13 protein-coding genes, 1 tRNA gene and 2 riboswitches are annotated in these 13,838 nt (G+C 69.3%); of the genes, 12 read left to right on the top strand and 2 right to left on the bottom strand.

All coding sequences use genetic code 11. From position 1 onward, the window contains the following. Positions 1–90 precede the first annotated feature (90 nt). The 6 genes from QZM35_RS30825 (at position 91) to QZM35_RS30800 (ending at position 5,405) form a co-directional block, all read left to right on the top strand. Positions 91–339: an ogr/Delta-like zinc finger family protein gene (locus QZM35_RS30825; protein ID WP_048251455.1), complete on the top strand. Its 249-nt coding sequence runs from the start codon at positions 91–93 to the stop codon at positions 337–339. Between the two features lie 189 nt (positions 340–528). Continuing rightward, positions 529–795, top strand: coding sequence for a hypothetical protein (locus tag QZM35_RS30820; protein WP_089424196.1), 267 nt, complete (start codon positions 529–531; stop codon positions 793–795). 7 nt (positions 796–802) lie between these two features. Next, positions 803–3,595: a toprim domain-containing protein gene (locus tag QZM35_RS30815; protein WP_301777413.1), complete on the top strand. Its 2,793-nt coding sequence runs from the start codon at positions 803–805 to the stop codon at positions 3,593–3,595. Next, positions 3,592–3,963: a hypothetical protein gene (locus QZM35_RS30810; protein ID WP_089430433.1), complete on the top strand. Its 372-nt coding sequence runs from the start codon at positions 3,592–3,594 to the stop codon at positions 3,961–3,963. Before QZM35_RS30815 ends, QZM35_RS30810 begins: the two co-directional genes overlap by 4 nt. A gap of 9 nt (positions 3,964–3,972) precedes the next feature. Further along, entirely contained in the window at positions 3,973–4,422 is a 450-nt protein-coding gene (locus QZM35_RS30805) for a helix-turn-helix domain-containing protein (protein ID WP_089430432.1), read from the top strand. Beyond that, positions 4,335–5,405, top strand: coding sequence for a site-specific integrase (locus QZM35_RS30800; protein ID WP_301777432.1), 1,071 nt, complete (start codon positions 4,335–4,337; stop codon positions 5,403–5,405). The genes QZM35_RS30805 and QZM35_RS30800 overlap by 88 nt, the downstream gene beginning before the upstream one ends. 15 nt (positions 5,406–5,420) lie before the next feature. On the opposite strand, the gene QZM35_RS30795 is transcribed toward QZM35_RS30800, so the two are convergent. Then, positions 5,421–5,496: transfer RNA gene (locus tag QZM35_RS30795), tRNA-Arg, on the bottom strand. A 251-nt stretch (positions 5,497–5,747) separates the two neighbouring features. Here QZM35_RS30795 and QZM35_RS30790 point away from each other — a divergent pair. Next, positions 5,748–6,638 carry a cytochrome c5 family protein gene (locus tag QZM35_RS30790; protein WP_089424191.1) on the top strand — a complete coding sequence of 297 codons (891 nt, stop codon included), beginning with the start codon at positions 5,748–5,750 and terminating at the stop codon, positions 6,636–6,638. 111 nt (positions 6,639–6,749) lie between these two features. On the opposite strand, the gene QZM35_RS30785 is transcribed toward QZM35_RS30790, so the two are convergent. After that, positions 6,750–8,837 carry a UvrD-helicase domain-containing protein gene (locus QZM35_RS30785; RefSeq protein WP_301777412.1) on the bottom strand — a complete coding sequence of 696 codons (2,088 nt, stop codon included), beginning with the start codon at positions 8,835–8,837 and terminating at the stop codon, positions 6,750–6,752. Between the two features lie 287 nt (positions 8,838–9,124). Here QZM35_RS30785 and QZM35_RS30780 point away from each other — a divergent pair, with 287 nt between their 5' ends. The 5 genes from QZM35_RS30780 to gcvH all read left to right on the top strand — a co-directional run bounded on the left by QZM35_RS30780 (position 9,125) and on the right by gcvH (position 13,730). After that, entirely contained in the window at positions 9,125–9,832 is a 708-nt protein-coding gene (locus QZM35_RS30780; RefSeq protein WP_089424190.1) for an SGNH/GDSL hydrolase family protein, read from the top strand. A 237-nt stretch (positions 9,833–10,069) separates the two neighbouring features. Then, positions 10,070–11,122 carry an oxidoreductase gene (locus QZM35_RS30775; protein WP_089430429.1) on the top strand — a complete coding sequence of 351 codons (1,053 nt, stop codon included), beginning with the start codon at positions 10,070–10,072 and terminating at the stop codon, positions 11,120–11,122. A gap of 158 nt (positions 11,123–11,280) precedes the next feature. After that, positions 11,281–11,643, top strand: a complete 363-nt coding sequence (locus QZM35_RS30770) for a hypothetical protein (RefSeq protein ID WP_011350564.1) — start codon at positions 11,281–11,283, stop codon at positions 11,641–11,643. 117 nt (positions 11,644–11,760) lie between these two features. Further along, positions 11,761–11,862, top strand: a riboswitch (glycine riboswitch). Between the two features lie 33 nt (positions 11,863–11,895). Then, positions 11,896–12,029: riboswitch (glycine riboswitch) on the top strand. A gap of 84 nt (positions 12,030–12,113) precedes the next feature. Continuing rightward, positions 12,114–13,232, top strand: coding sequence for a glycine cleavage system aminomethyltransferase GcvT (gene gcvT, locus QZM35_RS30765; RefSeq protein WP_089424188.1), 1,119 nt, complete (start codon positions 12,114–12,116; stop codon positions 13,230–13,232). A gap of 117 nt (positions 13,233–13,349) precedes the next feature. Further along, positions 13,350–13,730: a glycine cleavage system protein GcvH gene (gcvH, locus tag QZM35_RS30760; protein WP_089430428.1), complete on the top strand. Its 381-nt coding sequence runs from the start codon at positions 13,350–13,352 to the stop codon at positions 13,728–13,730. Positions 13,731–13,838: the final 108 nt, after the last annotated feature.

The raw sequence follows: 13,838 nt of genomic DNA, 5'->3' as shown, positions 1-13,838 counted from the left end.
TCCGCCGATCGGCCAGCGATGCAGCCGGATCGCCCGCGCAGCCCGCTGCCCGTCCGGCCCTGCGCAGACTCTCGCCCGGAGCACGACCCCATGCGAATCCTGAACCGTTGCCCGCACTGCCGCACCCGCGCCACCGCGCGCAGCAGCCGCGAAATGTCGCTGACGTTCCGCGAAATCACTTTCCAGTGCGCGAATCCGGAGTGCGGCCACACGTACGTCGTCAACATGGAATTCGCCCGCACGCTGTCGCCGTCCGCCGTCCCGAACCTCGCGTTGCAGTTGCCGCTTTCGCCGCACGTCCGCGAACGCCTGGCCGCGCAACTCGAGCTGCCGGTCTGACGCCCTAACCCCTCGTTCCCGCGTTTCCCTCGCATCGTGCCTGAACGGCGCGAGGGATCGCCTTTGCCATTGAAAAGGACACCTCATGATCCCGATCCAAGCGGGCCGCGCCGTCCAATGCCCCGCCGGCCCGGTGATGGTCCGCCACCCCGCGCGATGCGTACCGGTCGATTACCAGGAGGCGCGCCCATGAACCGCTACGCCACCGAACCCGCGCCGCACGACGCCGCGCTGCGCGCCGCCATCGCGGCGGCCGCCGACACGCTGAGCTTCGACGCCCCGCCGGACAGCCCCGAGCGGCAACGCACGCTCGGCCGCTTCGTGTCGGCGCTCGCTGATCGCCTCGCGCTCGGCTTTCCGCAATCCGCCGCCGCGCTGCGCGCGCTCGCCCATTCACCGGCCGCGACGGGCCATCCCGCGCCGCCCGCATCACCGCAACCCGAACGGCAGCAATGACGAAGATATGGCCTCGATCGACGAACTGAAACGACACATCGACCTGCATGACCTCGCCGGCCGCCTCGGCCTGAAGCGCGGCCGCGGCGGCGACCGCGCGCTCTATCACTCGCCGCAGCACGCGGACCGGAGCCCGTCGCTGTCGATCTATGCGAATCACCCGAAGTACGGCACCGGCTGGCGCGATCACAGCGCCGACGCCGGCGGCTCGTGCATCGACCTCGTGATCCACGCGCGCGGCGGCACGGTGGCCGACGCCGTCCGCTATCTCCACGACGCGTATGGCCTCCCGTCCGAGCGCCCGGCCCCCGCGGAGCGCCGCGAGAAATCCACCGTCGAGTACATCGCCGACCGCTGCACGGCCGAGCGCGATCGCGTGCGCGACTACCTCGGCGGCCGCGGCATCTCCGCCGCGGCGCTCGACGCGGCGTTCGCGGCGCGCACGCTCGGCTTCAATTCGTGGACGAGCCCGAAGATCGCCGCCGGCGACGTCGGCCACGGCGGCCCCGCCGCCGCGTTCGTGGTGCGCGCGCCGGGCGATGCGCGCGTCGTCGCGGTCGACATGCGCTACGTCGACCCCGCGCTCAACGGCGGCGTCAAGACGCAGACCCAGGGCGACAAGGCCGGCTACGGCTGGACCGCCGACGCGCGCCGGCTCGAGCGCGCGAAACGCGTGATCATCGTCGAAAGCGCGATCAACGCGCTGTCGATCGACACCTGCGCGCTGCCCGGCACGGCCGCGCTGGCGCTGCGCGGCCTCGCGAACGTCGAGCGCATCGACTTCGCGTTCCTGCGCGGCAAGCAGGTCACGATCTGCCTGGACAACGACGAGCCGTTCGCGGAAGGCCACCCGCGCGCCGGGCAGCGCCCCGGCCCCGAGGCCGCGTGGGCGCTCCACGAACGGCTGACCGCGCTCGACATCAGTGCGGTGCTGGTCGACCAGTCGGACTGGCTGGCGGATCTGGCGGACGGCGACGCCAAGCGCACGCCGATCAACGACGTGAACGACTACCTGCAGCTGCGCGGCCCGGCCGACCTCGCGCGCGCGCTCGACCAGCTCGAGCCGTGGCTCGTCGCCGGCCTGCCGGGCGACGCCTCGCGCCGCGGCCGGCCGCGCATCTTCCTGCCGGCGCACGATTTCGCGCAGTACTGGCGGTTTCGCGTGCGGCCCGACTTCACGAACTACATCACCAAGATGGATCGCAACGAGGAATCCGGCGTCGAGACGCCCGTGATGACCGACCTGTGCGGCTTCCGCATCGCCGGCATCAGCCGCGTGGCCGTCGCGAGCGCGACGTCGACGATGACGGGCGACGCCGACCAGGCGCCCACCGTCTACTTCGCCGTGTCGGTTCAGGCGCCGCGGCACGGTGCGCAGCTGATCCGCCGCGTGATGCTCGACGACCAGCTGCACAACGTCGACCAGTGGAGCAAGTTCGGCCCGATCTGGGCGCCGGCGCCGTTCAAGCGGATGGTGAACATCCTCGAGCGCGGCGCCGATCTCGGCGCGCGCCGGGCCGCGAACTTCGTCGGGCTCGCGTGGCGCGACGGGCGGCTGATCGTCAACGAAGGCCCCGACTGCTACTTCACCGAAGCGGACAAGCAGTGCCCGTATCACAACCTCACGTTCCCGGGCGGCCCGGTGAGCGACGCGCGCCGCGTGATCGCCGCCTACCAGACGACGTTCCGGCAGAACGCCGCGACGATCCCGCTCGTGTGGGCGCTCGGCGGCCACCTGAAGGCGCTGCTCGGCTTCTGGCCGCATCTGACGGTCCAGGCGAACAAGGGCGCGGGCAAGTCGACGCTCATCAAGCGGCTCGAGCGCTCGCTCGCGTTCACGATGTTCTCGGGGCAGTCGCTGCAGACCGAATTCCGCCTCCTGACCAGCATCAGTCACACGAGCCATCCGGTCGGCTGGGAAGAGCTGTCGGCACGGCGGCAGGACGTGATCGACAAGGCGGTCGGGCTGCTGCAGGAGAACTACCAGTACACGGTGACGCGGCGCGGCACCGACATGACTGAATACCTGCTGTGCGCGCCGGTGATGCTCGCCGGCGAGGACGTGCCGGTGCGCAGCCTGCTCGGCAAGCTCGTGCGCACGACGCTGACCGGCAAGCGCGGACCGCTGCTGCCCGACGACCTGCCGCGTTTCCCGGTCCGCCAATGGCTCGAGTTCCTGACCGGCCTCGACCGGCGCACCGCGCTCGACCAGTACGCGACGCTGCGCGACCAGGCACTCGCCGGCTGCCGCGCGAGCGGCGAGGACGACGGCGCACGGCGCATGGCCGGCAACTACGCGGCGATCGGGCTCGCGTGGCGCTACCTGTGCGAATTCGCCGGCATGGACCCGAGCGAAGGCGAGTTCCCGCGCGACCTGATCGCCGAGATGAACGGCCACGTCGCCGAAACCAGCGCCGACCGCGAGCCGTGGGTCTGGATCATGGAAACGGTGCTGTCGGAAATCGACGGCGGCAACTACAAGCATCCGTACACGTTCGACACCGTCGACGGCGAATTCTGCCTGCTGCTGCGCACCGGGCACGTGATGGATCACCTCGCGCACACGAGCGCGCTGCGCGACAAGTGGAACGGCCTGCCGGTGAAGTCCGACCGCGTGTTCAAGGCGCAGCTCAAGCACGCCGGCGTCGTGGTCGGCGAGAAGGAGGTCGAGCGCCGCATCTACATGCGCCGCGTGCCGTACCTGACGCCGGTGTCGCTCGAGCGCCTGGCCGCATACGGCCTGCACGTGTCGGTGCGGGAGGACCTGGCGACCGACGCGCTGCAGGGAGGCCGCGCATGAGCCGCGCCCTGTCCGGCCAACCACCGCACGGCGGAACCCGCCGGGAGTGGGCAGGCAGCGCACGCGAGTCGTGGTTGTCGCGGGTGACGGCTCGCAAGTCCTTGATTCCTGAGGAAACTGCCGCCCTGCCTCACGCCGGGTTCGCCACGTGTCATGCCGCTTTTGCCATGAGTCCGGCGAGCGCGCCGGTGGCGGCCCCTTCTTCATTCTCTCTCTTCAACTCATTGAAGAAAAAGAAGAAAGAGAACCGGGAAGCCACGGCCACGAGCCGCTATCGCGCACCACGAGTCGGCTCCGCATTGCCATCGGTCGCCGGCGATGCAGCGAGTTCGCGCCACGGGTTCCCCGCGGCCGCCACGCCTGAATGATGGCAACCGATGGCCAACAAAACGCTTGAACATCAACGTGTTATGCACTCTTCACACGCGAACCATCCTTCCACGAGTTGCGCTGCGTGCCCGCCCGGCGCGCGGCCTGCCGACAGCGCGCATCCGGCCACCGTCGACCTGGCCGGCGCCGCGGCGCTGCTCGGCGCCCATCCCGAAACGGTGCGCCTGAAGGCCAGGGCCGGCGCGCTGCCCGGCCGCAAGGTCGGCAAGCGCTGGATCTTTTCCGTCGCCGCCCTGCAGCGCTACCTCGCCGGCGAATGGCTCCCGCCCGTCGCCCATCACGATCAGCAAGAGGAAACCCGCCCATGTCGCTCTACAAGCGCAAGACCAGCCCGAACTGGCAATACAAGCTGTACCCCCCTGGCGGCGGACCGCCGGTACAGGGAAGCACTGGCACCCGCGACAAAGCGCAGGCCCAGGAATTCCACGACCGGCTGAAGGTCGACCTGTGGAACCAGGCGCGGCTCGGCACGAAGCCGCGCCATTCGTGGAACGACGCGGTCGTGCGCTACGTCGGCGAACGCGCGGGCCTCGCCAGCCTGGAAACGTCGAAGATTCACCTGCGCTGGCTCGACCCGCACCTGTCCGGCGTCGCGCTCGCCGATATCGACCGCAACCGCGTCGACGCGATCGCGCTCGCGAAGCGCCAGGAGCCGCGCACGGTGCGCACCCGGCACGGCATCGTCGAGACCGACCGGGCCGTCAGCGACGGCACCGTGCGTCGCGTGATCGGCGTGCTGAAGTCGGTGTTGAATGCGGCGGTCGAATGGGAATGGCTGGAGCGCGCGCCGGTCACGAAACGCGCGAAGATCGTCTCGAAACGCATCCGCTGGCTGACCCCGGCCGAAGCGGAACGGCTGCTCGCCGAACTGCCCGCGCATCTCGCCGACATGGCGCGTTTCAGTCTGGAGACCGGCCTGCGCCGCGCCAACGTGACGGGGCTGCGGTGGTCGCAAGTCGACCTCGCGCGGCGCGTCGCGTGGATCCACCCGGACCAGGCGAAGGCCCGCAAGGCCATCACGGTGCCGCTTTCGGAAACCGCGATCGCCGTGCTGCGCCGCCAGCACGCGAACCCGCGGGCGCCGGAGTGCGCGGACAGCGTGTTCACCTATCGCGGCAGGCCGGTCTACCAGACGGCGACGGCCGCCTGGGCCAAGGCGCTGCAGCGTGCCGGCCTGAGCGATTTCCGCTGGCACGACCTGCGTCATACGTGGGCGAGCTGGCACGTGCAGCGCGGCACGCCGCTGCAGGTGCTCAAGGAGCTGGGCGGATGGGAGACGATGGAAATGGTGCAGCGGTACGCGCACCTGTCGGCCGATCACCTCGCGCAGTGGGTCACGCCGCTGACGGCCGAGCCCGTGCCGGTGCCAGCTGCAATTCAGCTGCAACGAGACAATGCGACGAACGGAGAAAACCGCTGAGAGCCTGACTAGGCTTGGCGCGCCCGGCTGGGATCGAACCAGCAACCCCTGCCTTCGGAGGGCAGTACTCTATCCATTGAGCTACGGGCGCCTGTGACAGTGAAACGACCCCAATATACAGGCCGCCCACGATTGGCAAGACGGCAAGGATACCCGGTTTCCCATGACGCGTCCACCTTGCCCGACGAATCCCCGCCGGGCCGGGCCGCGTGCGGGTAAACACGCGCCATCGCACCGCTCGCCGTGATGTAAACGTTCCGTCTATAATCGACCGGGCTTCATTGGACTGCCATTTGCCGTTGCACCGCGCTCACAATTCCTAATCACGGAGACGAGGCAAGCATGAGCGAAGCACCCCACGAATCTCCCGTCAAAACCCCCGGGCAGCTGATTGCCGTCATCATCGCGTCGTTCGCGATTCCGATCATCCTGATCGTCCTGTTCGCCAACTATGCGAACCATGCGTTCCGTGCCGGCGCCGGCACGGACGCGCTATCCGACGAACAGGTCGCCGCACGTGTCGCCCCGCTCGCGAAGGTCGACGTGAAGGACGCCAACGCGCCCCGCACGTACAAGACCGGCGAGGAAGTCTACAAGGCCGTCTGCGTGACCTGCCACGGCACGGGCGCCGCCGGCGCGCCGAAGTTCGGCAACAAGGACGACTGGGCGCCGCGCATCTCGCAAGGCTTCGACACGCTGCTGAAGACGGCGCTGGCCGGCAAGGGCGCGATGCCGCCGCGCGGCGGCACGAGCCCCGACGACGTCAGCGACTATGAAATCGCCCGTGCGATCGTCTACATGGCGAACAACGACGGCGCGAACTTCCCCGAACCGGCCGCGCCGGCCGCCAACGCGGCGCAATCCGCCAGCGGCGCCGCAGCCGCGTCGGGCACGGCAGACGCCGCCAGCGCGCAAATCGCCGCGGCCCAGGCGGCAATCGCCGCGCTCCCGAAGGCTGGTGAAGCGCCCGCGGCAGCGGCCGCCCCGGCCGGCGCCGACGCCGGCAAGGCGCTGTACACGTCGACCTGCCAGGCCTGCCACGCGGCGGGCGTGCTCGGCGCGCCGAAGTTCGGCAGCAAGGAAGACTGGGCGCCGCGCCTGAAGGACTCGATGGACACGGTCTACAACTACGCGCTGCACGGCAAGGGCGCGATGCCGCCGAAGGGCGGGTCGAACGCGTCGGACGCCGACGTGAAGGCCGCCGTCGACTACATGGTCAACGCGTCGAAGTAACCCCACCCGGCCGTCAGTAAAAAACCCCCGCGATACGTGTGCGTCGCGGGGGTTTTGTTTTGCGGGCGAACCACTGGAGCGCCGGAGCGCCATGCGCCCGGCGCCGCCACATCACTTCTGCAGCAACGCCTTCAGGCTTGCGAGCCGGTCCTTCGGCGACATCGGCGCCTCTTCCGGCGTCGGCGGCGGCGCGTCGTCGAGCCCCATCTCCGGGATGAAGCGCGACGGTTCGCACACGACCGTCTCGCGCGCCCGCTTGCGCTTCTTGCACCAGTTCAGGTGCAGGCTGCGCTGCGCGCGCGTGATCGCGACGTACATCAGCCGGCGCTCCTCCTCGATCCGCTCGTTGTCGATCGGGCCGTCGTCCTCGGAGCTGCCGCGGTGCGGCATGATGCCTTCCTCGACGCCGACCAGGAACACGTGCGGATACTCGAGCCCCTTCGACGCATGGACCGTCGACAGCCGCACCGCATCCGGATCCTCGTCCTTGCCCTCGAGCATCGACATCAGCGCGACGGTCTGGATCAGGCCGAGCAGGTTCTTGCCGGTATCGGCGAGCCCGTCCGCGTTGTGGAAGCCTTCCGCCTCGCCGTCGACCGCTTCCGTCTCGGGCTTGGTGCCCTTGCGCTTCAGCCATTCGAGGAATTCGAGCACGTTCTGCCACTTCGACTGCGCCTGCCGCTCGTCGAACGCATCGTACAGGTACGCCTCGTAGTGGATCGCCTCCATCATGTCGTCGAGCACGGCGGTGGCGGGATCCTTGTCCGCACGCTCGGTCAGGCGCTGGATGAAGTCACAGAACATCCGCAGCGGCTCGACCTGGCGCGCGGACAGCCGCGCCTCGATGCCGCCCATGTACACGGCCTCGAACAGCGACACCTTCGCCTGGCCCGCGAACGAGCCGAGCGCTTCGAGCGTCGTGTTGCCGATCCCGCGGCGCGGCGTCGTGACCGCGCGGATGAACGCGGGATCGTCGTCGGCGTTCGCGATCAGCCGCAGGTATGCGCACAGATCCTTGATCTCGGCCTTGTCGAAGAACGACTGGCCGCCCGACAGCACGTACGGAATCCGCTCGCGGCGCAGCACCTGCTCGAAGATCCGCGCCTGGAAGTTGCCGCGATACAGGATCGCGTAGTCGCGGAACTGCGCGCGCCGCTCGAACTTGTGCGCGGACAGCCGGAACACGACCGATTCGGCTTCATGCTCCTCGTCGTTGCACGGCGTGACGGTGATCGAGTCGCCCATCCCGTGCTCGGACCACAGCTTCTTCTCGAACAGCTTCGGGTTGTTCGCGATCACGTTGTTCGCGGCGGTCAGGATGCGCACCGTCGACCGGTAGTTCTGCTCGAGCTTGACGAGGTGCAGCTTCGGGAAATCCTTGCCGAGCTGCGCGAGGTTCTCGAGCGTCGCGCCGCGCCAGCCGTAGATCGCCTGGTCGTCGTCGCCCACCGCCGTGAACGCCGCGCGCGGGCCGGCGAGCAGCTTCAGCAGCTCGTACTGGCACGCGTTGGTGTCCTGGTATTCGTCGATCAGCAGATAGCGCAGCTTGTTCTGCCAGCGGTCGCGCACCTGCTCGTTCTTCGCGAACAGTTCGGCGGGCAGGCGGATCAGGTCGTCGAAGTCGACCGCCTGGTACGCATGCAGCGTCGCGACGTAGTTGCGGTAGACCAGCGCGGCCTGGTGCTCGTCCTCGTTGGCCGCGATCGTCATCGCTTCCTCGGGCATGATCAGGCCGTTCTTCCACAGCGAGATGGTGCTCTGGATCTTGCGGATCAGGCCCTTGTCGGTCGTGCCGATCTGCTCCTGGATCATCCCGAAGCAGTCGTCCGAATCCATGATCGAGAACTGCGGCTTCAGGCCGACGTGCTCGGCCTCCTGGCGCAGGATCTGCACGCCCAGCGAGTGGAACGTGCAGACGGTGAGCTGGTTGACGGGCACCTTGCGGCCTTCCTTGCCGGGCGTGGTGAGCGTCTTGCCCTCGAGCAGCTTCGACACGCGCTCGCGCATTTCGGCGGCCGCCTTGTTCGTGAACGTGACGGCGGCGATGTGGCGCGGCTCGAAGCCTTTCGCTTCGATCAGGTGCGCGATCTTCTGCGTGATCACGCGGGTCTTGCCGCTGCCCGCGCCGGCGAGCACGAGACAGGGACCGTCGAGGTAGCGCACCGCTTCGTTCTGGGCGGGATTCAGGCCTGCGGACATGATGGCGGATGGTGTTGCGGTTGACGGCGGAACGCCGGGAGGATGCCGTGCGCGGCGGGCTGGCGAAGCAGGCGGACACGCGGGCAGGACGCGCATGTTAACACGTCGGCGGCGCGCTTTTCGGGAGCGCCGCCGGGCGGGGCTGCGCGGGCCGACCGGCCGGGCACCCCCTGTCCGTTCGGCCAATCCGGCCCCGTTCGCGCACCGATCGGCCACAATATGGCCACTTCGGCGCCGCCCCCGCGCCGGCCCGTTTGCGTCACCTGTACCGCCACCGGATCGACATCATGGGATACCCGTTCGCCACCGCCGCCCTCGGCCCGCTGCTGTTCGCGCAGGGGCGCTACGTGCGCCGCGTCACGCCGCGGCTGCCCGAGGCCGCCGGCCCGCGCGACGGCGTGGCGGGCGACGGCCCGCCGCTGCGCGTGCTGGTGGTCGGCGATTCGGCCGCCGCGGGCGTCGGCGTCGCGACGCAGCGCGACGCGCTGTCCGGGCAACTGGCGAGCGCGCTCGCGGCCACCCATCGCGTGAGGTGGAAACTGCTCGCGCGCACCGGCCTGACCACACGGGAGCTGGTCGACTGGCTCGCCGCCGAGCCAGCCGAGCCGTTCGACGTGGCCGTCACGTCGCTCGGCGTCAACGACGTGACGGGCGGCGTGCCGCCGGCCCGCTGGCTGGCGCAGCAGGCCGAGCTCGTCCGGTTGCTCGCCGCGCGCTTCCGGGTCGGGCACGCGATCCTGTCGGCGGTGCCGCCGATGGAGCGCTTTCCGGCGCTGCCGCAGCCGCTCGCGTGGTATCTCGGGCTGCGCGCGAAGCGGCTCAACACGGCGCTCGCCGGGTGGGCCGCCACGCAGCCGCACTGCACGTTCCTGCGCGTCGAGCTGCCGCTCGAGCGCCACCTGATGGCCACCGACGGCTTCCACCCCGGCGCAACCGCCTGCGCGGTGTGGGCCGCGCAGGTCGCCGCCGCCGTGCTGCGGCGGGCAACCGTATGACGCCGGGCGGCGCCCCCGCGGCAGCCGTTCATTGCACGGGCGTAGGCGGGCAAACCCCGCTCGCGCGGCCCCCCGGCCCGCGCAAAATGCCGGCTTTCCTTGCGCAAGCGCCGCATCGCATCGCGCATTTCGCCCGAACGCGCCGGTGCAAGCGGCGGCGCCATGCCAAAATAGCCGGTCGTCTTCGCGCCGTCCCGGCGCGCCATCCTTTAGTTTCCTTCGCAGCCAGGAATTGCCATGTCGTCATTGCTCAGGATTGGTTTGATGGGTTTCGGTTTCGCCGGCGCGACGTTCCACGCGCCCGTGATCGCCACGAGCGGCCGCACTGAAGTCGCCGCGATCGCGACGGGTCAGCCCGATCGCGCGCAGGCGGCGTATCCGGGCGCGCGCGTCGTCCCCGATCTCGACACGCTGCTCGGCCTCGACGATATCGAATGCGTGGTGATCGCCACGCCGAACGACACGCACTTCGCGCTCGCGCGCCAGGTGCTCGAAGCGGGCCGCCACGTGGTCGTCGACAAGCCCGTGACGCTCACCGCCGACGAGGCGCTCGCGCTCGCGCGGCTCGCGAACGCGCGCAGCCGGCTGTTCGCGCCGTTCCACAACCGCCGCTGGGACGGCGATTTCCTCACCGTGCGCGACATCGTCAAATCGGGCGAGCTCGGCCGCATCACCAGTTTCGAGTCGCACTTCGACCGCTTTCGCCCGACGCCGCGCACGCGCTGGCGCGAGGAGCCGGCTCGCGGCGGCGGCCTGCTGCTCGACCTCGGCCCGCACCTGATCGACCAGGCGCTCGCGCTGTTCGGCCTGCCGGAAACGGTGAGCGCGACCGTCAAGACGCGCCGCGACAACGGCACGGCGCCCGATTTCGTGCACCTGCAGCTCGGCTATCCGGACAAGGACGTCGCGCTGCATGCGAGCGCGCTGTCGGCGATCGAACCCGCGCGCTTCACGCTGCACGGCACGCGCGGCAGCTACCAGAAGTTCGGGCTCGACACGCAGGAAGACCAGCTCAAGGCCGGCCTCACCGCCGACGACGTCGAATTCGGCGGCGGCAACCCGCCCGGCCTGCTGCGCGTGCTCGACGGCGAAGTCGAGGTCGAGCGCCCGGTGCCGACGCTCGATGGCCAGTACGCGGAGTTCTACCGCGCGCTCGCCGCGTCGATCCGCGACGGCGCGCCATTCCCCGTCACCGCGCAGGACGCCGTCGACGTGATGACGATCATCGAGCTCGCCGCGCAGAGCGAGCACGACGGCCGCCGGCTGCCGTTCGTGCGCCGCACGATCTGACACCGCGCGCCGGCCGGTAGCGGCCGGCCGGCGCCGGTGCAGCGGGATCAGCCGGAACATTCGGTTACAAATGCCGGGGGAACGAAAGTCAGCGGCAGACTGGTCTGATGCGTTTCTCGAAAAAGTCGATCCGACACCAATCCGTCAGGAGAATGTTGATGCAACGGTTGATTCGCGCAGCAGCGTGCTGCGTCCTGGTTTCCTCGCTTGCGGCCTGTATCGTGCAGCCGCAGCAGCCGGTCCGCCCGGCGCCCCCGCCGCGGCCGAATCCGCAGGTCGTCGCGAACGAGCGGATGCAGCAGATCCAGGGCCGGATCGACAATCTGCACCGCCGCATCGATGCGCGCGTGAACGGCGGCTACTACCCGCCGCCGTACGGCGCGCAGCTTCATCATCGCCTCGACGTGATCCGCCAGGAATCGAACGACATGTCCGCGCAGCACAGCGGCGGCCTGTCAGGCGACGAGCAGCGCGTGCTGAACCAGGAACTCGACACGGCCGCGCGCGCGATCGGCGAGTAACGCACCGGCCGGCGCCCGCCGGAGCGGAAAAAGCGGCGGCACCGGTTGCCGCCGCTTGTCGCGAAGCGACATTCTTTTGCTCAAATTGACAAGGCCCACCCGCTCGCGTACAGTCGCCCGCACGCGTCGGGAGAGCGTGTAACCGGGCTGTTTCAGCCGGTTGCGCCGCCGAAGGGGCACACCCGCAAACTCTCAGGCAAAAGGACCGACCGCGTCGGGGAATCCCGTCCGCGCATTGCGCGGGCCACACTCTCCCCGCACTCTGGAGAGCGGCAGTAGCCCGCAGCGCATCCGCTGCGCGGGCAAGCTGCCCACCGAAGGGGCGCGCGTTCGCCAGGCCTGGCCGGCAGCGCAATCTCTCAGGTATCGAGGACAGAGGGGCATGTACCGGATCGCTCGCAGGCCATCGGCCGCGGTGGTCGGCACATGGCCGTTCTGATCCGCGCGCAAGCGCCTTGCCTGAGGCCTCGATGACTGCACTGAATCACACCCCGCTCAACGCCGCGCACCGCGCGCTCAATGCCCGCATGGTCGATTTCGGCGGCTGGGACATGCCCGTCAACTACGGCTCGCAGATCGAAGAACATGAAGCCGTGCGCACCGACGCCGGCATGTTCGACGTGTCGCACATGTGCGTCGTCGATTTCACCGGCAGCCGCGTGCGCGCGTTCTTCGAGCATGCGATCGCGAACAACGTCGGCAAGCTCAAGACGCCCGGCAAGGCCCTCTACTCGTGCCTGCTCAATCCGCAGGGCGGCGTCATCGACGACCTGATCGTCTACTACTTCACCGAAGAATTCTTCCGCGTCGTCGTCAACGCCGGCACGGCCGAGAAAGACATCGCGTGGTTCAACCAGCTGAACGAGCAAGGCGGCTTCGGCGTCACGATCGCGCCGCGCCGCGATTTCGCGATCATCGCCGTTCAGGGCCCGAACGCCCGCGAAAAGACCTGGGCGACCGTGCCCGCCGCGCGCGCCGCCACCAGTGAGCTGAAGCCGTTCAACGCCGCGCAGGTCGCCGGCACGCCGTTCGGCGATCTCACCGTCGCGCGCACCGGCTACACCGGTGAAGACGGTTTCGAAGTGATCGTCCCGGCCGTGCACGTCGAAGCGCTGTGGAACGCGCTGCAGCAAAACGGCGTGCGCCCGTGCGGGCTCGGCGCGCGCGACACGCTGCGCCTCGAGGCCGGCATGAACCTGTACGGCCAGGACATGGACGACACCGTGTCACCGCTCGACGCGGGCCTCGCGTGGACGGTCGACCTCTCCGCGCCGCGCGACTTCGTCGGTCGTGCCGCCCTGGAAGCCAACGGCACCCGCGCCGCGTTCGTCGGCCTGATCCTGCAGAAGGAAAACGGCAAGGCCGGCGGCGTGCTGCGCGCGCACCAGAAGGTCGTCACGCCGCACGGCGAAGGCGAGATCACGAGCGGCACGTTCTCGCCGTCGATGCAGGAATCGATCGCGTTCGCGCGCGTGCCGGCGGCCGTCCAGATCGGCGACCTCGTCCAGGTGCAAATTCGCGACAAGAATCTTCCCGCGCGCGTGGTAAAACTGCCGTTCGTGCGCAACGGCAAGGTCCTCGCTGCGTAACGGCCGGGAGGCCCGCCTCCCGGGAAGCCGGGAGATGGCGCCCGGCGCAATACCATACCCGGCGCGCCCCGGCGGCGCGCCAGCAAAACGAACACACCCTTTTACCAGGAGCATCCGATGAGCAATGTCCCGGCCGATCTGAAATACACCGACGAACACGAATGGATCCGCACCGAGGCGGACGGCACGCTGACGGTCGGCATCACCGATCACGCGCAGAGCACGCTCGGCGACATCGTCTTCCTCGAACTGCCGCAAGTCGGCAAGTCGGTGACGGCGGGCGACGCCGTCGGCGTCGTCGAATCGGTGAAGGCCGCATCCGACATCTACTCGCCGGTATCCGGCGAGGTCGTCGCGATCAACGAAGATGCCGCCAATTCGCCGGAAGAAGTGAACAGCGACGCGTACGGCGTGTGGCTGTTCAAGATCAAGCTCGCGGCCGGCGCGTCGACCGACAAGCTGATCGACGCTGACGCGTACAGCAAGCTGATCGACTAATTTCCCTGAATCGCGCGGGACGGGTCAGCCACCCTGCCCCGCGCGGAACCCGGGCCGGCGTCAACGCGCCGCCCCGGGTCGACCGCAAAGCATGGGGCCCGGGCGAAC

Source organism: Burkholderia sp. AU45274 (genome assembly GCF_030482505.1).
In the GTDB taxonomy this organism is placed as follows: Bacteria; Pseudomonadota; Gammaproteobacteria; order Burkholderiales; family Burkholderiaceae; genus Burkholderia.
This window is presented reverse-complemented; position numbering and strand designations above follow the sequence as displayed.

Coding starts and splice junctions, on each gene's coding strand:
- QZM35_RS30770 (WP_011350564.1), top strand. CDS start 11,281: ATGCAACGGTTGATTCGCGCAGCAGCGTGCTGCGTCCTGGTTTCCTCG.
- QZM35_RS30825 (WP_048251455.1), top strand. CDS start 91: ATGCGAATCCTGAACCGTTGCCCGCACTGCCGCACCCGCGCCACCGCG.
- QZM35_RS30790 (WP_089424191.1), top strand. CDS start 5,748: ATGAGCGAAGCACCCCACGAATCTCCCGTCAAAACCCCCGGGCAGCTG.
- QZM35_RS30820 (WP_089424196.1), top strand. CDS start 529: ATGAACCGCTACGCCACCGAACCCGCGCCGCACGACGCCGCGCTGCGC.
- QZM35_RS30815 (WP_301777413.1), top strand. CDS start 803: ATGGCCTCGATCGACGAACTGAAACGACACATCGACCTGCATGACCTC.
- QZM35_RS30805 (WP_089430432.1), top strand. CDS start 3,973: ATGGCCAACAAAACGCTTGAACATCAACGTGTTATGCACTCTTCACAC.
- QZM35_RS30775 (WP_089430429.1), top strand. CDS start 10,070: ATGTCGTCATTGCTCAGGATTGGTTTGATGGGTTTCGGTTTCGCCGGC.
- gcvT (WP_089424188.1), top strand. CDS start 12,114: ATGACTGCACTGAATCACACCCCGCTCAACGCCGCGCACCGCGCGCTC.
- QZM35_RS30810 (WP_089430433.1), top strand. CDS start 3,592: ATGAGCCGCGCCCTGTCCGGCCAACCACCGCACGGCGGAACCCGCCGG.
- gcvH (WP_089430428.1), top strand. CDS start 13,350: ATGAGCAATGTCCCGGCCGATCTGAAATACACCGACGAACACGAATGG.
- QZM35_RS30785 (WP_301777412.1), bottom strand. CDS start 8,837: ATGTCCGCAGGCCTGAATCCCGCCCAGAACGAAGCGGTGCGCTACCTC.
- QZM35_RS30780 (WP_089424190.1), top strand. CDS start 9,125: ATGGGATACCCGTTCGCCACCGCCGCCCTCGGCCCGCTGCTGTTCGCG.